Annotated in this window: 20 protein-coding genes; 1 reads left to right on the plus strand and 19 read right to left on the minus strand. The window is 34.0% G+C overall.

The genetic code is table 11. The annotated features are described in order from the left end of the window. Window positions 1-3 precede the first annotated feature (3 nt). From murD to CACET_RS10745, 17 genes are all read right to left on the minus strand, one after another. The gene (murD, locus tag CACET_RS10675; protein ID WP_044825062.1) at window positions 4-1371 is read right to left on the minus strand and encodes a UDP-N-acetylmuramoyl-L-alanine--D-glutamate ligase; all 1368 of its coding nucleotides are present in this window, start codon (window positions 1369-1371) and stop codon (window positions 4-6) included. Between the two features lie 16 nt (window positions 1372-1387). Further along, window positions 1388-2383 carry a phospho-N-acetylmuramoyl-pentapeptide-transferase gene (gene mraY, locus CACET_RS10680; protein WP_044825061.1) on the minus strand — a complete coding sequence of 332 codons (996 nt, stop codon included), beginning with the start codon at window positions 2381-2383 and terminating at the stop codon, window positions 1388-1390. Window positions 2384-2387: 4 nt separating this feature from the next. Next, window positions 2388-3773 carry a UDP-N-acetylmuramoyl-tripeptide--D-alanyl-D-alanine ligase gene (locus tag CACET_RS10685; RefSeq protein ID WP_044825060.1) on the minus strand — a complete coding sequence of 462 codons (1386 nt, stop codon included), beginning with the start codon at window positions 3771-3773 and terminating at the stop codon, window positions 2388-2390. Next, window positions 3770-5239, minus strand: a complete 1470-nt coding sequence (locus tag CACET_RS10690) for a UDP-N-acetylmuramoyl-L-alanyl-D-glutamate--2,6-diaminopimelate ligase (protein WP_044825059.1) — start codon at window positions 5237-5239, stop codon at window positions 3770-3772. Before CACET_RS10690 ends, CACET_RS10685 begins: the two co-directional genes overlap by 4 nt. Window positions 5240-5423: 184 nt before the next feature. Continuing rightward, window positions 5424-7598 (minus strand): stage V sporulation protein D, encoded by a 2175-nt coding sequence (locus CACET_RS10695; protein ID WP_044825058.1) that lies wholly within the window; start codon window positions 7596-7598, stop codon window positions 5424-5426. A 15-nt stretch (window positions 7599-7613) separates the two neighbouring features. Further along, the gene (locus tag CACET_RS10700; RefSeq protein WP_044825057.1) at window positions 7614-8102 is read right to left on the minus strand and encodes an FtsB/FtsL family cell division protein; all 489 of its coding nucleotides are present in this window, start codon (window positions 8100-8102) and stop codon (window positions 7614-7616) included. Between the two features lie 39 nt (window positions 8103-8141). Then, window positions 8142-9077, minus strand: a complete 936-nt coding sequence (gene rsmH / locus CACET_RS10705) for a 16S rRNA (cytosine(1402)-N(4))-methyltransferase RsmH (protein WP_044825056.1) — start codon at window positions 9075-9077, stop codon at window positions 8142-8144. A gap of 16 nt (window positions 9078-9093) precedes the next feature. Beyond that, window positions 9094-9525 carry a division/cell wall cluster transcriptional repressor MraZ gene (gene mraZ / locus CACET_RS10710; protein WP_044825055.1) on the minus strand — a complete coding sequence of 144 codons (432 nt, stop codon included), beginning with the start codon at window positions 9523-9525 and terminating at the stop codon, window positions 9094-9096. 202 nt (window positions 9526-9727) lie between these two features. Then, the gene (locus CACET_RS20490) at window positions 9728-9883 is read right to left on the minus strand and encodes a hypothetical protein (protein WP_158386039.1); all 156 of its coding nucleotides are present in this window, start codon (window positions 9881-9883) and stop codon (window positions 9728-9730) included. Window positions 9884-10141: 258 nt separating this feature from the next. After that, complete coding sequence (lgt, locus tag CACET_RS10715; RefSeq protein ID WP_044825054.1) at window positions 10142-10882, minus strand: prolipoprotein diacylglyceryl transferase; 741 nt, start codon at window positions 10880-10882, stop codon at window positions 10142-10144. A gap of 82 nt (window positions 10883-10964) precedes the next feature. Beyond that, the gene (locus CACET_RS10720) at window positions 10965-12113 is read right to left on the minus strand and encodes a hypothetical protein (RefSeq protein WP_044825053.1); all 1149 of its coding nucleotides are present in this window, start codon (window positions 12111-12113) and stop codon (window positions 10965-10967) included. 109 nt (window positions 12114-12222) lie between these two features. After that, entirely contained in the window at window positions 12223-12879 is a 657-nt protein-coding gene (locus CACET_RS19475) for a YhcN/YlaJ family sporulation lipoprotein (protein ID WP_052661453.1), read from the minus strand. Window positions 12880-13183: 304 nt separating this feature from the next. After that, entirely contained in the window at window positions 13184-13762 is a 579-nt protein-coding gene (gene pduL, locus CACET_RS10730; RefSeq protein ID WP_044825052.1) for a phosphate propanoyltransferase, read from the minus strand. 100 nt (window positions 13763-13862) lie between these two features. Continuing rightward, the gene (locus CACET_RS10735) at window positions 13863-14867 is read right to left on the minus strand and encodes a restriction endonuclease (RefSeq protein WP_044825051.1); all 1005 of its coding nucleotides are present in this window, start codon (window positions 14865-14867) and stop codon (window positions 13863-13865) included. 116 nt (window positions 14868-14983) lie between these two features. Next, entirely contained in the window at window positions 14984-15157 is a 174-nt protein-coding gene (locus CACET_RS20720; RefSeq protein ID WP_169747296.1) for a hypothetical protein, read from the minus strand. A 76-nt stretch (window positions 15158-15233) separates the two neighbouring features. Next, window positions 15234-15770, minus strand: a complete 537-nt coding sequence (gene hpt, locus CACET_RS10740) for a hypoxanthine phosphoribosyltransferase (protein WP_044825158.1) — start codon at window positions 15768-15770, stop codon at window positions 15234-15236. Between the two features lie 28 nt (window positions 15771-15798). Next, a complete protein-coding gene (locus CACET_RS10745; protein WP_044825050.1) occupies window positions 15799-16329 on the minus strand; it encodes a cob(I)yrinic acid a,c-diamide adenosyltransferase in 531 nt (176 codons plus the stop codon). A 241-nt stretch (window positions 16330-16570) separates the two neighbouring features. On the opposite strand from CACET_RS10745, the gene CACET_RS10750 reads away from it, so the two are divergent. Continuing rightward, complete coding sequence (locus CACET_RS10750) at window positions 16571-17185, plus strand: NUDIX hydrolase (RefSeq protein WP_044825049.1); 615 nt, start codon at window positions 16571-16573, stop codon at window positions 17183-17185. A 15-nt stretch (window positions 17186-17200) separates the two neighbouring features. Here the strand turns inward: CACET_RS10750 and CACET_RS10755 are convergent, their stop codons facing one another. Next, on the minus strand, window positions 17201-17698 hold the full coding sequence (locus tag CACET_RS10755; RefSeq protein ID WP_044825048.1) for a hypothetical protein: 498 nt from the start codon (window positions 17696-17698) through the stop codon (window positions 17201-17203). A 56-nt stretch (window positions 17699-17754) separates the two neighbouring features. Continuing rightward, window positions 17755-18567: a c-type cytochrome biogenesis protein CcsB gene (ccsB, locus tag CACET_RS10760; RefSeq protein ID WP_044825047.1), complete on the minus strand. Its 813-nt coding sequence runs from the start codon at window positions 18565-18567 to the stop codon at window positions 17755-17757. Window positions 18568-18596 lie beyond the last annotated feature (29 nt).

An 18596-nucleotide genomic window follows, 5' to 3' on the forward strand; every position in this document is an offset into this window, starting at 1 on the left:
TTTTTAAGACCTCCTTAAATCTGCTACTATTTTTTTAAAATGCTCTCCTCTTTCTTCAAAATTCTTATACATATCCCAACTAGCACAAGCAGGAGAAAGCAGTATAGAATCCCCTTCTTTTGCTATATTATATGCACCAACTGCTGCTTTTTCTAAATCTTTTACAATCGTTACATGATGAAAAGATAAATTTTTTGCTGTATTATAAATCTTCTCTGCCGTTTCTCCATAAGCAAATACATGTTTTACTTTTTCATCAAAGGTCTGAATAAAGTCTTCAAACTCACTGGCTTTATCTAAACCTCCTGCTAATAAAATAATGGGAGGATTTACAGCCTCTATAGCCTTAATCGCTGCATCTGTATTTGTAGCCTTTGAATCATTGATAAAACGAATGCCCTTAATAGTATCTACATATTCGATACGGTGGGTTACTCCTTTAAAATCCCTTAATGTATCTTGAATCACATCAACATCTATTCCCATCAGAAAAGCCATAGCCGTAGCTGCCAATGCATTTTCCAAATTATGCAATCCAGGAATTTTTATATCTTCTATATTTATAACGCTTTGTTTTATCCCATTGTATGAAATAGTGATATGGCTATTTTCTACGAATACCCCCTCCGGCAGCTGTACCTTTCTACTAAAATACAACTTCTTGCTTGAAAGATCTTCACTAGCTTTTCTGCAGATCTCATCGTCATAATTAATAACAGCATAATCAGTAGTACGCTGATTTTTAAATATATTAAACTTAGCATGTCGATAGTTTTCCATGGTTTTATGACGATTTAGATGATCTGGTGTGAGATTTAAGATAGCAGCTACTCTTGGACGAAACTCTTCGATGCTTTCTAACTGAAAACTACTGACCTCCATTACCATAACATCTTCCTCTGTAGTCTCCAGAGCCTTGGATATAGCAGCTACCCCAATGTTTCCTACAACAAAGGTATTTTTTCTTCCTCTTTTAAATATTTCCCCTGTCAAAGCTGTGGTTGTGGTTTTTCCATTTGTACCAGTAATAGCAACAATAGGGGCTTTATTGAATCGATAGGCTAGTTCTATTTCTCCAATGATTTCTGTGTTGGTTTCTTTTAACTTGTTAATAAAGGGGATATCTAGAGGTATTCCTGGAGAAACCACTACTAAGTCTAACTTACCCAATTCCCCTAGATCTTCAGGATGTCTACCTAAAATAGCCTGAAACTTCAGTCCTTCTAACTCCTTTAAATTCTCCTGCAATATTTCTTCTGACTTTAAGTCATTGACGATGACTGTAGCTCCTAAATTTAATAATGTCTTTACTAATGGTACGCCTGTTACAGCTAATCCTATGACTAAAACCTTTTTGTTTTTTAAATTCATACTACACCTTCCTTATCTAATGTAAAGCTAAAATACCTATTAAACATAAAATGACTGTCACAATCCAAAAGACCGTAACAACCTTTGTTTCTGCCCATCCACTCAGCTCAAAATGATGATGCAAAGGACTCATTTTGAAAATTCGCTTTCCAGTGGTTTTAAAAGAAATCACCTGTAAAATCACTGATAAAGATTCTGCAAAATAGATACCTCCTACAATTGGTATAATTAAAGGAACATTCATCAATATGGCCATTGTAGCCACCGCCCCACCTAATGCCAAAGAGCCTGTATCCCCCATAAACACCTGCGCAGGATGGGTATTATATCTTAAAAATCCTAAACAAGCTCCTGTCACAGCACTTGCAAAAATCGCCAGACTGGTATAACCCCAGCTCATAGCTAATAGACTAAAAAAGCCAGTAATAATTAAAGTAACACCTGCAGCTAAACCATCTAAGCCGTCTGTTAAATTTGCACTATTTACCGTTGCTACTACCACAAACACAATAAAAGGAATGTAAAAAATCCCTAAATCTAAATATTGAGGTATAAGAATATTACCTATCTGAAGATTCCCTTCAATAAAAGGAATGATAATTTTTGTTTGTACCACTGATGTGTTGGACTGATATATAGCCAATAGTATTGCCACAAAAACTTGTAACAATAGCTTTTGATATGCCCTCAGCCCAAGGTTCCTTTTTAACACCACTTTAATAAAATCATCAATAAATCCTATAAAACCAAAAGCTATCGTAGCACTCAATGCCACTAGCAAATCTGTATTCATGATCCCTGAAGTAAGGGATGTAAGCAAAATAGATACAATAATAATCACGCCACCAATTGTAGGTGTTCCGCTTTTGGACATATGGCTTTGGGGGCCTTCTTCTCTAATGGTTTGACCTACCTTCAGCCTTTTTAAAAAGGGAATAATTAATGGTCCCAATATTAGTGTAATGAAAAAACCGATAATGATTGTATAAATCAGTTGGTTTTGTTGTAACATCTAATTAACTCCTCTCTTGTAAACGATGGACAATTTCCTCCATTGCCATTCCTCTTGAGCCCTTCACTAAAATAACATCATTGCTCTTTATTATATTATTTAATATTTCAACTGCTTCTTTATTTGTAGAGGCAACATAAACCTGGTTTTTCAATCCTTGACTCATTGCTTCTTCAGCAATCCACTTAGCCTCTTGCCCAACAGCAATCAGGACATCCGTTTTGTCAACTGTACAGGCTCCAACTGCTCTATGTCCTTTTTCTGAAAAGTCCCCCATCTCAAACATATCTCCTAAAACAGCTATCTTTCTATTCCCCTTCATATTGGCTAGTACGGATAAAGCCGCCTCCATAGAATCCGGGCTGGCATTATAAGCATCATTAATTATTTTTATATCATGATGTTGTATCACTTCCATCCTCATTTTAGAAGGAGTATAGTTCATTAAACCCTCGGCAATGGCTTCAACCTCCATTTTACTCTGAAGTCCTATCCATATAGCCGCCAATGCATTATAAACATTATGTATTCCAGGTTGCTTTATTACAAAATTATAGTCTTTTCCCTTTATTTCCATGTCAAAACTAAAACCTTCTTCTCCTAAATCTATCAAGTTTTTAGGATAAAAATCATTGGAGGTATCTAGGCCAAAAAATACTTTTTTATAGCTGGTTTTTTGTCTCTTCAGCGTCTTCAGAAGGTCATTATCTCCATTTAAAATCAAGTAATCTTCATCACTTAAGTAATTGGCAATCTCCATTTTGGCCTTCATAATATTTTCTCTGCTGCCTAGATGTTCGATATGGGCTAAGCCTATGTTGGTGATTACAGCAATGCTGGGTCTAGCAATTTCTGTTAGATTTAATATCTCTCCAAATCCAGACATCCCCATTTCTAAAACCGCCATTTGATGATGAGGAGCTAAGTTGAATAAAGTTAAAGGCAGACCAATATGATTGTTTAGATTACCTATATTTTTCAACACATTATATTTACAAGACAGTACACCGCTAACCATGTCCTTTGTAGATGTTTTACCAGTGCTTCCTGTGATAGCAATAAAAGGAATGTCAAATAAATCTCTATAATATTTACTAATTGCCTGCAAAGCCTCTAACGTATTTTGTACTTCAACGATATAAATGTCTTTTAAAGCTTCACTATCTATTTTTTTTCCTTCTTTATAAAGGACAGCAGATGCCCCATTTTTTACAGCTACTTCAATAAAATCATGTCCGTCAAACCTTTCACCTATCAGAGGAATAAAAAGACTGCTTTTTTCTATGTTCCGAGAGTCTGTGGATATTCCTTCGATATAGTCTTTTGTGCCTTTTTGTACCACTTTTCCATTGCATGCCTTGACAATATCTTCAATACACTGCTTGATCATACCAATCCATCCTCTCTAGCTACTTCTAAAGCTACTTTTTTATCATCAAATTCAAATACTTTATCACCAATAATTTGATAGGTTTCATGACCTTTTCCAGCAATAAGAAGAATATCTCCTGATGTTGCATTTTTCAAGGCAAAACGAATGGCTTCTCTTCTATCTTCTATGATATGATATTCTCCAGTAGTATTTTTTATCCCTTCCTCGATCATGTTCAAAATCTTTATTGGGTCCTCTGTCCTAGGATTATCAGAAGTAACGATGGTTAGATCACTATACTTGCCAGCAATTTCTCCCATAACTGGTCTTTTGGTTTGATCCCTATCTCCACCACAACCAAATACAGTGATAAGTTTATTTTTGGTAAAATCCTTTACTGACTTTAATACATTTTCTAAAGCATCAGGCGTATGAGCATAATCAACAATTACAGCAAATTTAGAAAATCCCTCCACAGCATCTAGTCTTCCTGCCACCCCTTTAAGGACGCTCAACCCTTCTTTTATATCTTTTCTATCAATACCCATACTATAACAAGCGGCAATAGCAGCAAGTCCGTTGTAAACAGTAAACATACCCGGAATATTTATTTCTATTTTTTCTGTATACTTTGGGGTAACTAAATCAAAAGAAACAGATGTCATGGTCATTATAATATTTTCAGCTGTAATCTCCCCTTCTCCCTTAATCCCATAGGTTAATAGAGGGGTTGGTAAAGACTTAATTTCCTCGGCAATTTTTCTACCATCTTCATCGTCTATATTCACTACATTGCATAGAGATGTTTTATAAAACAGCTTCTTTTTAGCATTTCTATAATCCTCTAAAGTTTCATGAAAATCTAAGTGTTCTGGGGTTAGATTTGTAAAAACTCCTACTTTAAATTCACATTCCTCTACCCGCTGTAATTCTAAAGAATGGGAGGAAACCTCCATCACGCAGCTATCGACCTTTACCTCCAGCATATTTCTAAACAATCTCTGCAGGTCTAAAGCCTCTGGGGTAGTTCGATCAGCATCTAGTTTTTCCTCACCAATCCAATTGGAAATCGTCCCAATTAAACCAGTTTTTTTTCTGCTTACCTCTAATATTTTTTTAATCATATAGGTTGTAGAAGTTTTTCCATTGGTTCCAGTAACACCTATTAAATCAAGGGAGCTGCTGGGGTCACCATAGAAGTGTTTTGCTACGACTGCCATAGCCTTTCTCGTATCTTTTACTCTTATAACAGTTGTTCCTTCAATATCTGCTTCTACAGCTTTTTCCACCATAACAGCAGAAGCTCCCCTTTGAATAGCATCCTTTATGTACAAATGTCCGTCTGTTTTAAAACCCTTAATGCACAAAAACAGGCTGTTTTCTTTGACCTTACGGGAATCATATTCTATCGCATCAATATTTATTTTATCATTTCCTATAATTTCTTCAACTACCATTTCTTTTAACAGTTTCTTCAGTACCATGAATATCCTCCTGCCTCATAATATTCTCTTTTATAAATTTTTGCCTTCTATCTATGTTGTATTTCCATTTACGAGACTTTTTAAAAGGCAACTTGAAATTAAAGTTTAAAATCTTTAACTTCACAGTTGCCCTTTTCATTGTTGAAGAGTATGAAAAGTATCTAGCGGGTTAAAACGCTATTTTTTAATCGGGCCTAAAATCAACACTTACTATTGTTCCAAGTTCTACTTCACTTCCAGCTTCTGGCATTTGACTATAGGCTAAACCACTTCCTGCAATTTTGAGTTTTAAATCTACTGCATTTAATATGGTATTAACCTCTCTTATAGTCTTTCCCTTGAGGTCGGGAACAATCACAGAAGAAGGAAGATGATCGTTCACCTTAGTATACAACATAATCATCGATTTTTCTGGTACCCTTGCACTTGGCTTTGGAAACATATCTACAACAATGCTATTTGGATCTACAGTCAAAAACTCAGGAGAAGTAGCATACTCCAATTTGTTATCTAACAGGATCTTTGATGCTTCTTTTATCGTCAAGCCCCTTACCTCTGGTACAATTACCTCTTCCTGAATCAGTGTTTTTGCTTCTTCTTCTGTATACTTAGGTTTAATATCTAAATACCTTAAACTCTCTTCTAATATCTCTTTTGCAATAGGTGTACCTATTACACTACCAAAGTGACTATATCCTCCAGGTTCATCTACAATAGTCAAGACTGCTAACCTAGGGTCATCGCTAGGTGCAACCGCTACGAAGGAAGATACATATACACCTTGTGCATACCTTCCATCTACAACTTTTTGAGCTGTCCCTGTCTTTCCTCCTACCCTATATCCTGGAATATAGGCACCTTTTCCTGATCCCTCTGATACAACAGATTCCATTATGCTCCTTAACTCCTGTGAAGTTTTTTGGGAAACTACCTGTCTTACCATGGTTTCTTCAAACCGATGAACAATTTTACCTTCAGAGTCAATAAGTTCTTTTACAATTCTAGGTTTCATCAACTTACCATCATTGGCAATAGCAGATACAGCATTAATTAACTGAATAGGTGTAACAGAAATACTTTGACCGAAGGTCATAGTAGCTAATTCTACAGGTCCTACATTATTTATATTATACATAATAGACCTTCTCTCTCCTGGCAAATCAATTCCTGTAACATCTGAAAAACCAAAACCATCTACGTAATGATAGAAAGTTTCAGTTCCCATTTTTTGTCCCAACTCCACAAAAATAGGGTTGCAGGAGTTCTGTACAGCCTGTGTCAAGGTCTGATGCCCATGAGGATTATAGTATCTCCAACATCTGATGGTTTGCCCTGCTACTTTTATTGTTCCACTAGAGTAAAATTCACTGGTAGGGGTGGCTACAGCCTCTTCAATAGCTGCTGCTGTAGTAATCAGCTTAAAAGTAGAACCAGGCTCATAGGTATCGTTGATCACTGGATTTCTCCACATACTAAACCAGGCCTCTAGCTTCTCTTCATTATTCATTCCCTCTAATTGTTGTTTTAAAGCATCATCTAAAGGGACTCTAGGTTCATTTGGATCATAATCTGGCTTAGCAGCCATAGCCAAAATGTCTCCTGTTTTTATATCCATGACAATGGCTATTACCCTCTTTGCTTTATTTACCTGTAGAGCATTTTCAACAGCTTTTTCTGCAAAATGTTGTATCACTTCATCAATGGTCAACACGATGCTCAGACCGTCCTCTGGAGGATAGTATCTCTCTATACTAAAGGCCAGCTGTCTTCCTGCCCCATCAGTATTTTTAATCCATCTTCCCGGTAGTCCGCTTAAATATTTTTCATATTCCAGTTCTATTCCCGCCATCCCTGCATTATCATCAGTAGTATGTCCTAGAATATAAGCTGCAAAATTTCCATAAGGATAATACCGTTTGTTGTCTTCTGCAATCCAAACTCCTTGTATTCTCTTTGAACGTATTTCATCTGCCAAGTCATCCTTAATCCATCGTGCAATCCTCACAAGCCCCTGCGTAGTATTACTTAGCTTTTTTACAGTATCCTCTACCTCTAAGTCTAAAATACTTGCTAGCATTTCTCCTGCTGCTTCAGGATTTTGAATTTCTCTAGGTCTTGCCCAGACTGTATTGGTACTGGCACTAATAGCTAATTCTTTACCATTACGATCATAAATGGTTCCCCGCTTTGCGGGAATTGGAATATCTCTTGTTTGCTGTGCATTTGCTAATTCTTTATACCTTTCTCCCTGTACAATTTGTATCCATCCTAGCCTTATAATCAGACCAAACATAGCAAAACATACAGTAGTGAAAATAAATATAAGTCGTTTCTTACTAGAAATACTAGGCTGCGACACTATATCTTTCCCCCTTTAAATTCTAAAAAAACCAAGGAATCTGTTCAATGTTTCACCAAATATATTATTAGAACTGTTCTTAAAATCAAGCTGTTCCTGATTACTTTGGAGCTGATGGGAAAGCTTAGCAATCTCGGTAGGGTCAACATGAATATATAAAACCTGTTCTGGCAAAGGATATTGCATACTCAGCCTTTCAATTGCTTCTTTTTCAATCCATCGAGACTTTGATACCCTTTCCACTTCAATCCTCAAATGCTCCTTTTGTGTTTCTAACTGCTCCAACTGTTTATTTAGATGATTCACTCTATGTCTTACCTCTGTAACAGCAGCAAATCTCGTCAGCAACATTAAACTTAAAGATAGCACGGTAATAACTCCGATGCCCAATACTATTTTCTCAAATCTGTAACTCCTCTTTACCTTTTTCTTTTTTACCTTTTTTTCCTCATACTGTTGATGGTTTTCAATAGCATTATTATAGTTTTTTCTTGCTACTATCAAATTTATTCAACCCCCTTTCCCTTTAGAACAAATGGATTCTTACACTTTTTCAGCCACCCTTAATTTAGCACTTCTGGATCTAGGGTTAACTTCCAGCTCTTCCTTGGTTGGTACAATCGGCTTGCGGGTAACAATATGTATTTGTTTCTTTTGATTACACTGACATATTGGAAACTTTGGCGGACATACACAAGGATCACTTAATTCTTTAAAGGTATTTTTCACAATCCTGTCTTCTAGGGAGTGAAAGGTAATGATACATATTCGTCCCCCCACCCTGAGATAGTTGTTAGCTGTCTTTATTGTTTCTTCAATGATCTCTAGTTCTTCATTTACTTCTATTCTAATAGCTTGAAAAGTTCTCTTAGCAGGGTGAGATCCTTCTCTTCTTGCTCCTGCAGGTATAGCTTTTTTTATAATTTCCACCAGCTCATAAGTAGTATCAATCTCTTTTATTTTTCTATGTTCTACAACAAATTCAGCAATTCTTTTTGCCCACTTTTCTTCTCCATATTGCCAAATAATTTTTGTTAAATCTTCTTGGCTGTATTTATTTACCACTTCCCTAGCCGTCAAGGGGTTTCTAACATCCATTCTCATATCTAACTCAGCGTTATGCATATAAGAAAATCCTCGTTCGGCTTCATCCAGTTGATGAGAAGACACACCCAGATCAAGTAAGATTCCATCAATTTTATCCACCTCTAGTTCCTTTAAAACAAGGTCTAGATTTCTAAAATTATTATGTGCGAGTTTTACTTGACATTCACTGCTTTTTAGTCTCTCACCAGCAGCATGGAGAGCATTGGTATCTTGATCAATGCCTATTAGTAATCCTTCTTTACTTAATTTTTTTACTATTTCTTTTGAATGTCCAGCTCCGCCTAATGTGCCATCTACATAAATACCATGACTTTTTATATTTAGGTTATCTATACATTCTTTTAACAATACTGATACATGTTGGAAGTCCATTTCATCACCTTCATATTTAGATTCCTAGTTCCTGCATTTTTACAGCAATTTCGTCATAACTTAGGTTAGCATCATCATTATATTGCTGCCATTGTTGAATACTCCAAATCTCCACACGGGTGGCAACACCAATAATAACGGCCTCTTTCTCCAGTAGTGCATGTTGTCTTAAGTTATTGGGTACTCTTATTCTACCCTGATGATCCAATTCACATTCTGCTGCCCCCGCGAAGAAAAATCTCACAAAAGCTCTAGCATCTTTATTGGTCATAGGCAGCTTTTTTAATTTATCTTCAACGACCTTCCATTCTTCAAGAGGATAAAGAAATAAACAGTTATCTAATCCCTTTGTAATAATAAAGTGTTCTCCTAATTCTTCTCTAAATCTTGAAGGAATACTTAATCTACCTTTTGAATCTATGGAATGATTATATTCACCAATAAACATTTTCTCTTACCACCTTAGGGACAATTTCCCACTTTGTGCCACTCTGCACCACTTTGTATACTATTTCTATAGGATTTTATAAAATCCTTCTAAATATGTTAAATTTATTTTTTATGAGTCCAAAGTTTTATAGAGCTTTTTTGACAAAAAAATAAAAACTGCTATCATATGACAGCAGTTTTTATTTTTCACTAGTTTATCTTTATATATTTTTGACTTTTTCATATAAGAAAATAAATTCATCAAGCTCTTTGCTTAGTTTTAAAGTTTTTTCTATTGCTTCTGGTTCTTCAATTACTTGAAAACCTTTTAGGATCTCCTGAAAATCTTTGACCTCTTCTCTTATCATCTCTTTCACCTCAAATACTTCTTTTGTAATTTTTTTGTCTTTTTTTTTATTCTTTTATATTAATTTAAATGAAAATAGTATAATTTGTCAAAGTATCACACAGGCATTTTTTTACATTTTATCAAATATTTCCTGGATTTTTCTTTAAAATCCTTCCTATTTTATTAATGTTCCATATTTTTATCAATATATTGTTATTTATCCTAAAATAATAATTATTCAGCACAATATATTGTAGATTGTCTTTATATTACAGATTGTCTTTTCCTACAAAAACACTCTATTTCTCCTTCTTTTCAAGATTCCCATGACAATCAAAGCCCCTACAATCGTAACAATACTAATCACCTGTGCAGTTCTCAAAGGGCCAATCATTAGGCTATCAATCCGAAGCCCTTCGATGAAAAACCTTCCAATAGAATAAAGTATTAAATAAAGCAAAAATATTTGTCCATCCATCTTTTTTCTCCTAGTATAGTATAATAAGAAGAAAAATACACCAAAATTCCATAAGGATTCATATAAAAATGTAGGATGTACCATAACACCGTCTATTTCAATAGCCCATGGTAGATTTGTAGGTGTACCATAAGCTTCTTGGTTAAAATAGTTGCCCCATCTTCCTATGGCTTGACCTAATATAATACTAGGAGCACAAACATCTGCCATCTGCCAAAATCTAAGGCCTTTATATCTGCAGAACAGATAACCTGCTAATACACCAGCAATAATAGCTCCATGAATAGCCAGTCCCCCTTCACGTATCCGAATAATATGCATGAGGTTTTGTCCATAGTAGTCCCACTTAAAAATAACATAGTACAATCTAGCCCCTATTATTGCCACAGGTATTGCAATAAGGCACAGATCTAAAACAACATCTTCATATAAACCTTCTCTCTTTGCCCTGATAATAGCAACAAAAATACCTAAAAAAATTCCAACGGAGATAATAATACCATACCAGGCTACTGGCACGCCAAATACTCTAAAGGCGATTGGATTCATTGTTAATCATCCTTTACTTTAAATTTTTATCAATATGGTAGTCTGCAATAAATTATAGTGAACTTTTACAGAAATGTCAAATTTATAGATTTTTTAGCAAAATTCTACGAGATAACTCTTTTACAATGGCATCATTGAATTTCCAGGGGTTTACCCTATGGATCTTTACTCCGTAAGGTGGCTCTAATCCCTCAAGCACTTTTTCTACCGTTAAATAATTATGCATTTGATATGCTTCTGTTGTCGTAGAAAGTAAAATAATTTCTCCTACACCATATACCATTAATCCCTCTATTGCATCAACAATACTTTTTTTATGCAAAAAAGTCAATTCAATCTTATTGTTATTATATCCCTCTTTAATCAAATAATCCTTTACCCTTTCTCTAAAAAGCACATCTTGTTTTATGTGGGGAAGACTTTCTTCCATTTCGCTCCCTATTAAAACAATACCCGTATTTTGTCTATGTACATTTGTAGTAAAATCATTAATTTGCTTTACAAAGGACTTAGCAATGGCCTCGCTATTCCATAAAGCTTCAATCATTTGAGGCTCTACCCTATACTGTTGAAGATTCAACTGTTTTACTTGATTTGTTATAGCTGTAAAATCTTTACATTCTGTTAATAAAACAGGACTTATAATAATATATTGATTTCCCTCTTCCAATGCCTGGTTGATGCTTTCTATGAGATATGGTGTATTAGCAGAATATCCAGCATACACATTATAGTCTCCTCCTAATTCTTCTTTAAGTTGATAAATCAATCTTTCATTGTTATAATGAACACTAGCCGCCACATCTACTTTCTCGTAACTTAATTTTTCTTTAAATAATGCAAAAGGCAAAATTGGTGTTTTCCACCAACTATGTTTTTGCATAAAATTTTTTGTTGCCAAAGGTATATTATAGGTTGTAGGTTCCCCTTGAAAAACTAAGATAACAGCAGTTTTCGTATTGGAGACATAATTTGTAACTATATAGCCTTCCTTAGGAGAATATTGAAAGTATAGTAATAAAATAATCACGATTAAATAACTAAAAATTATTCCTTTTAAAAGACTTTTACAATTGGTTTTATCCTTGTACACATTATTTTTATTCTTGATAAAATATATTCCCAGTGAAACAAAACAAATACTGAGGAGTATTCTTTCCACCATACCCTTTGTAATTAATGCAAAAGTGAAAATAAATGTTAATAAAAAAGATTTTATCAAAATATTCATTTTATTTTTCCCCTTTAGATCTATTCCTCTAATCCTTTATTTTTAATACATATGATGCTTTTCCCAATAAAATGAATAAAGATGGAGTCAATCTCCACCTTCATTCATTTTATGCTCCTGGTACAATTCTTCTAAACATTTCTTCTATTTCTCGACCAAAACCACTTAATGGTCTACCTTCTCCAGCTTCTCTGGAGATTTCTTGAATTCTTCTAAACATGTTAGGATCTGCTGTTACAGCTACCCTTTCTACACTTCTGTCAGCTTCTCTAGCTGTTTCTTCAATTCTTCTTTCAATTCCTCTGTTTATTTCTCCATCAGTATCCTCAGTCAATGTAACACCTACTAAAGCTGTATTTTCAAAAATCACTACTGTAGCACTACGTACTTCTTCCATTCTAGCAACTTCGTTTACAATCCTGTCAGCCCTAGTCATTAGATCCTGTTCCATTTCCGCCGGCTGCATATTTCTAGGGGCAGTTCTGGCATCTTCAGGAGTTCTAGCATCCCTGACTGTACCATCATCAGCCTGCTCTCCTGGCACTCTTTGTCCAGGTCCTGGTACACCACCACCTGGAGTTGGTGCAATACCTTCTTCACCAGGTACTGCTGGTGCCCCTGGAGTTCCTGTTCCTGGACCTGGTACACCTTCCTGCGGCGTTGTTTGTTCTTCTGGCATAGGTCTTCTAGCAGGCCTACAACCAGTAAACGCCATTGCTGCAATAACAATGATACAAATAATTAATAATAATTTTTTCTTTTTCAAATTATCACCTCCTATCATATATTTTCTCACCAGTTAAGTTTTTTATTAAACTACTTTTTTCATCTATTCACATACTTTAACAATATTTTTTTTACAAAAATCTACATTATAAACTAAGATCCTTCAGCTCCTTTAGGATGAAAAAAACTCCATCAACAAAAAAGATCCTATATTCTAGACTAGAATATAGGATCTTTTTTGTAATATAAACATTTATGAGACTCCACTTTTATAAGTGACGTTTAAATCAAAGGAAGTAAACCTGACTTCCTCATCTTCAACTTTAGTTAGACCAGTTCACTTTTTATTCAAGGATTAACTCTACCATTTCTCCATTTTTAACACCAGCAGCATTTCCTTCATCAACATCAACATGCATTTCTAATGCAAATGTTTGATGTGCTCTTACTAATACATTTTCAAAAACTACTGCTCTTTCTCCACTGGTTTTTACCTTTACTCTTTGCTTGTCCACTACACCAAACTTTGCTGCATCATCAGTATGCATATGTATATGTCTAGCAGCAGCAATTACACCCTCTTTCAAATCTACTTCTCCCTGAGGGCCTACAATTTTAACTCCAGGACTTCCTGCAACATCTCCAGAATCTCTTACTGGTGGTGTGATTCCTAAAGAAAATCCATCTGCTAAAGATACTTCAATTTGTGTGCTTGGTCTAGCTGGACCTAAAACTCGCACACCTTTTATAGTACCTTTAGATCCTACTAAATCCACCTTCTCAGCAGCAGCATATTGTCCTGGTTGAGACAGATCTTTAAATTTATTTAGTTCATAACCTTTTCCAAATAATGTTTCAATATCTTCTTGACTTAAATGAAGGTGGCGATTTGATAAAGCAATTGGTAACATTTTTTCACTCATTGATAACTCCTCCTCACAAAGTTTGTTAATTTTTTGATTATTTTCCTATTCAATCATATTATACGATTTTTATAAAAAAAAATCAATTTTTTTCAATATGTTATAGATTTTGAAACAATTTATCTATACTCTTCCAATCCTCTTCCACTTTATTTTTGTTTCTAAAGTATCCAAGCAATGTTACCAAAGTTAAAAACAGCAAAATACTAGCCACAATCATATAGTATTTCGTATAAGGTATGTACACCGCAGTAATAGCAAGATATACACTCAGTAAAAGATAACCCTTGGTTTTTGTATTGCAAAAAGCTGCTGATTTATATTTTTCCCAATTTTTCTTTGTCTTGCTAATCTTATTTTCAATCACTTCATCAATTTCCTCTTCAGAAGGAAACATTTCACTTGCCTCTATTATATCTAGGAATTTATCCTTGTTTATTAAAAGCATTTTATATTTTTCACTTAGCTGATCTAAAAAACTATAACAGTCTTGCGTAAAGTCGGAAGTAGTAATAAAAATACCACTTTTTATATTTTTATTTATTAGCTGACATAGAAACTCTCTTAAGTCTTTTAAGTCTACATCAAAATTATTTTTATACATACAACATAAAATCATTACTTTTTTATCCTGATACAAAGCCTCCAATAATATAGAATTATGGTTATGTTCTAAACATTGGATTTCTCCAAATCCTCTTTTTTGAAATATTTCTACCGTATACTCCTTCATCTCTTCTACAGTTTTATTCAATATTTCTTTATAAGTTTTTTCACAGGCTATCACTTTTCTTTTTTCCTTCTTAAGATAAGCTAGTTTTTCTTTACGAAGATTTATAGAAAAAATATGATAAATTGTTAAGAAAAAAATAGCTATTATTGTTGCAGTATGAATATAGTTAGTTCTATAATAGGCCACAACAAATATAGCAAAAAAGATAAAGATTCTTACCAATAAATAATCTATAACCTTTGCTAGACTACCTCTTTTATCCTCCTTGCTGCTATTATAGAAAGCTTTAAAGCGTCTACTATTGGACCTGTTTTCTTTGTACTTCAAATACTTTTCCTTCATATCTTCTAGTACTGTTTCAATTACCTTCATCTTAAACCCTCCTTTTTTAAAAGGATTACCAAAAAAAACCATAATATACAAGGTATATATATCGCAAAAACCTTCTTAACAAAAGAGTAAGAAGGTTTTTTTATCTTTTTTATTCCCTAGGCCATTGCTCTTTCTAGTTTGTCAAGATGTTGCAACGGAAAATGTTTTAACAATTCTTTAAACTCTTCTACTGTTAATCCTTGTGTCGTCGTATAGATTGTAATTTTCTCGTCTATATCAGCTTGAATAAAACGTTGTTTTACTTCTTGGAAGCCTGTCCCTGCATTCATTATTAAAAATCCTCCCTACTATAAGATTTAACTATAGTATGAGAAATACTTTATGTAACTATACAAGTTTTTTATATTATTCATAGACCTCTCTTTTTAATGTAGCAATAAAGGGGAGGTTTCTATATTTTTCTGCATAATCAATACCGTATCCTACGATAAACTCATCTGGAATTTCAAAACCAATATAGTCAATCTCTAAATCACATTTTCTTCTTAATGGTTTATCCAACAAAGTACAGATTTTAAGACTAGCAACCTTTCTGGACTTTAAGTTTTCTGTCAAATACTTTAAAGTTAATCCCGTATCTATAATATCCTCAATAATCAATACATGTTTATCTTCAATTTCTAAATCTAAATCCTTTAAGATCCTTACCACGCCAGAGCTTTCGGTAGAAAAACCGTAACTAGATACTGCCATAAAATCAATGGCTACAGGAAGATTAATTTCTCTTACTAAGTCCCCCAAAAATATATTTGCTCCCTTTAATACACCAATAACAACAACTTCCTTGTTATTATATTCTTCAGTAATTTTTTTACCCAATTCCTTTACTTTGTCATGAATAACTTCTTTTGTAAATAAAACCTCTTGAATATCCTTTTCCATCATAATTTTTTCAACTCCTTAAAATCTGCTACTTTTTAAATTCTACATATTTTAGTTCTTTCTCTAGATATCTTGCAATGATATAAATAACATCAGATAAACGATTTATATACTTGATTAAAAGAGGATCAACTGCTGCTTGCGTACTTAGTGTTAGAATTCTCCTTTCAGCCCTTCTACACACAGTACGAGCCATGTGCAAGCTGGCAGAGGCTTTACCCGTCCCAGGGATAATAAAGGCATTTATATTCTCTATTTTTGCTGAGTAGTCATCTATTATGCTTTCCAAAAAACTTATATGATGATCTTGAATTTTCTGTGGAAACTTACTATCATTTGATGTAGCCAGTTGCCCTGCTACATCAAATAGTTCTCTTTGAACTCTATATATAATTTCAATAATTTTTTCATCTTCTATGTAATTTCTTGCAAAACCTAACACAGTACTTAGTTCATCAATCGTACCATAGCTTTCTACCCTTATATCATCTTTTTTAACCCTTTTTCCATCATATAAACTGGTCTCTCCATGATCGCCAGTTTTAGTATACACTTTCATGCTTTTTTCCCTCCTTTCTAAGTCTGATTTTATAATTTCGACATGATACATCTTTTTCCTTTGTAATTTTTTAGTAGAATTTATAATTTATTATTTCTATGGATAAGCTACTTATATTTTGTATATATTTTATAAATATGATACTCTTATAGATAGCCAATTTACACCCCAAAATATGCCCTCCTGTGGTAACAATAAACTTAAATTTTAAGAACAACTTATAATAGAGGTGGATATAACGATGAATTATGAAAAAATTATAAAAGCCTTTGAGCTTAAGAAAAAAAATCAGCCTTCTAGTCTACTAAAATCAGCGGTTCTGGTACCTATCATCTCTGTCAAGGATGAACTTCATGTCTTATTTGAGGTTCGTTCTCATCAATTAAAGAGTCAACCTGGAGAAATTTGTTTTCCAGGAGGAAAAGTAGAAAATAATGAGACCCTACAAGAGTCTGCCTTACGAGAAACTGTTGAAGAACTAAATATTTCTATAAATAACATACAAGTAGTAGGAAAGCTTGATCCTGTTATTACACTATTTGATATGATTATTTATCCTTATTGTGGAATTATACACGATATAAATTTAGAAGATATTTCCTACAACACAAAAGAAGTGGCATCTATTTTTACAGTACCTCTAAAGGAGCTATTACAACAAAAACCATTGGTTCATAAAGTAAAAATGAACACTTCACCAGACGAAAACTTTCCTTTTCATCTAGTACAACAAGGTACAAAGTATCATTGGAGAGTTAGCGATTACTATGTATATTTTTACCAATACCAACACTATGTGATTTGGGGAATTACTGCAAAAATACTCTACCATTTTTTAGAAATAATTAGAGCATAAATACACCAGCACCTGTTACTCTCCTGCAACAGGTGCTGGTGCTGTATTTGTTTTGAAGAAAGTTTGCAACTCCTGGGATTTTGTGTTGGTAATAAAGAAGTAATATCCTTCTATATAGATGTATTCATTGTTCATCAAACCGAAAATATCTTCATTGTCGCCAAAGTAAAAGTTAATAGGTCCTACCACTTGCCCTTGTTTGTTGCTAGCATAATCCTCCTCTACTTTGTATGTAAACAAATTTTCAACAAAGCTTGCTATTTTTTCTTCTTCCCTCAACATTCCTATTGTATGATTTTCCACATCCTTCAGTTCTATCGCTACTGACTCTAATAGTCTTTCCTTTAGTTGTTGGCTTTCTGTAAAATGATTTGCTTCTATTGCTCTATAATAAATATCTTCATCATTATCTATTAAATCCCCATAAGCATCTGGATCCTTCGGCTGATGGGTTGAACAGCCAATTAGAGAAAGTATCATCATTATAAGTATCAGCATCCTGTATTTCTTCATCTTCTTCTATCTCCCCTTCCCCATCATTTCTTTTATTATATCATAGATTTATATGATTATGCATAAGAATGATAACCGATTAAGACCGTATTTACACCAATATAGGTGAATAATATGGCTAAAAAACCCACGATTGCAAACCAAGCTGCTTTTTTGTTTTTCCATCCCTTAGATAATCTAACATGAAGATAGATAGCATAAATAACCCAGGTGATAAAGGACCAAGTTTCCTTTGGATCCCATTGCCAATATCTACCCCATGCTTTTTCCGCCCATATAGCACCACTGATGATGACTACTGTCAACATAACAAAACCCAGTGCAATCGCTCGATAACTTACCTTATCCAACATTTCAAAAGATGGCATATATTTTTCAATGAAAGGATCTTCTTTTAATCTATCACGTATTAGATACATGATAGATACCCCACAGCCAATAGCAAAAGCCCCATAGCTAAAAATAGCTGTACTAACATGGATGGTTATCCAGTTGCTTTGTAATGCCGGCATCAAAGGTCTAATCTCTCTAGATTGTAATGCTGCATAAAAAGCTACTAGTACAATCAATGGCGTAACAAAAGTGCCTAATGCTTTAAATTTATACTTCCATTCAAACCCTACAAAACTCACAGCAATTCCCCATGCAAAGGTTGTAGCAAATTCATATTGATTAGACAAAGGCAGTCTACTGGCTTCTATACTTCTAGAAGTCAAAGCAATTGTATGAAAAATCACACCTGCCTTCACCAATAAACTTCCATAATTAGAAAATTTTTCGCTGCGAAACATAAAAAAAATAAAATAGGCGAACACAGCTAAACTGTACAATACTAGTGTAGTAATAAAGCTATAATCTTCACTCAACATAGAATTCTCCTCCTTAGTATATGATTAGA

Source organism: Clostridium aceticum, from assembly GCF_001042715.1.
Taxonomy (GTDB): Bacteria; Bacillota; Clostridia; order Peptostreptococcales; family Natronincolaceae; genus Andreesenella; species Andreesenella acetica.

Excerpts from the sequence above, each read along its gene's own strand:
- murD (WP_044825062.1), bottom strand. The coding sequence starts at position 1,371 with ATGAATTTAAAAAACAAAAAGGTTTTAGTCATAGGATTAGCTGTAACA.
- mraY (WP_044825061.1), bottom strand. The coding sequence starts at position 2,383 with ATGTTACAACAAAACCAACTGATTTATACAATCATTATCGGTTTTTTC.
- CACET_RS10685 (WP_044825060.1), bottom strand. The coding sequence starts at position 3,773 with ATGATCAAGCAGTGTATTGAAGATATTGTCAAGGCATGCAATGGAAAA.
- CACET_RS10690 (WP_044825059.1), bottom strand. The coding sequence starts at position 5,239 with ATGGTACTGAAGAAACTGTTAAAAGAAATGGTAGTTGAAGAAATTATA.
- rsmH (WP_044825056.1), bottom strand. The coding sequence starts at position 9,077 with ATGGACTTCCAACATGTATCAGTATTGTTAAAAGAATGTATAGATAAC.
- mraZ (WP_044825055.1), bottom strand. The coding sequence starts at position 9,525 with ATGTTTATTGGTGAATATAATCATTCCATAGATTCAAAAGGTAGATTA.
- lgt (WP_044825054.1), bottom strand. The coding sequence starts at position 10,882 with ATGAATCCAATCGCCTTTAGAGTATTTGGCGTGCCAGTAGCCTGGTAT.
- CACET_RS10720 (WP_044825053.1), bottom strand. The coding sequence starts at position 12,113 with ATGAATATTTTGATAAAATCTTTTTTATTAACATTTATTTTCACTTTT.
- pduL (WP_044825052.1), bottom strand. The coding sequence starts at position 13,762 with ATGAGTGAAAAAATGTTACCAATTGCTTTATCAAATCGCCACCTTCAT.
- CACET_RS10735 (WP_044825051.1), bottom strand. The coding sequence starts at position 14,867 with ATGAAGGTAATTGAAACAGTACTAGAAGATATGAAGGAAAAGTATTTG.
- CACET_RS20720 (WP_169747296.1), bottom strand. The coding sequence starts at position 15,157 with ATGAATGCAGGGACAGGCTTCCAAGAAGTAAAACAACGTTTTATTCAA.
- hpt (WP_044825158.1), bottom strand. The coding sequence starts at position 15,770 with ATGGAAAAGGATATTCAAGAGGTTTTATTTACAAAAGAAGTTATTCAT.
- CACET_RS10745 (WP_044825050.1), bottom strand. The coding sequence starts at position 16,329 with ATGAAAGTGTATACTAAAACTGGCGATCATGGAGAGACCAGTTTATAT.
- CACET_RS10750 (WP_044825049.1), top strand. The coding sequence starts at position 16,571 with ATGAATTATGAAAAAATTATAAAAGCCTTTGAGCTTAAGAAAAAAAAT.
- CACET_RS10755 (WP_044825048.1), bottom strand. The coding sequence starts at position 17,698 with ATGAAGAAATACAGGATGCTGATACTTATAATGATGATACTTTCTCTA.
- ccsB (WP_044825047.1), bottom strand. The coding sequence starts at position 18,567 with ATGTTGAGTGAAGATTATAGCTTTATTACTACACTAGTATTGTACAGT.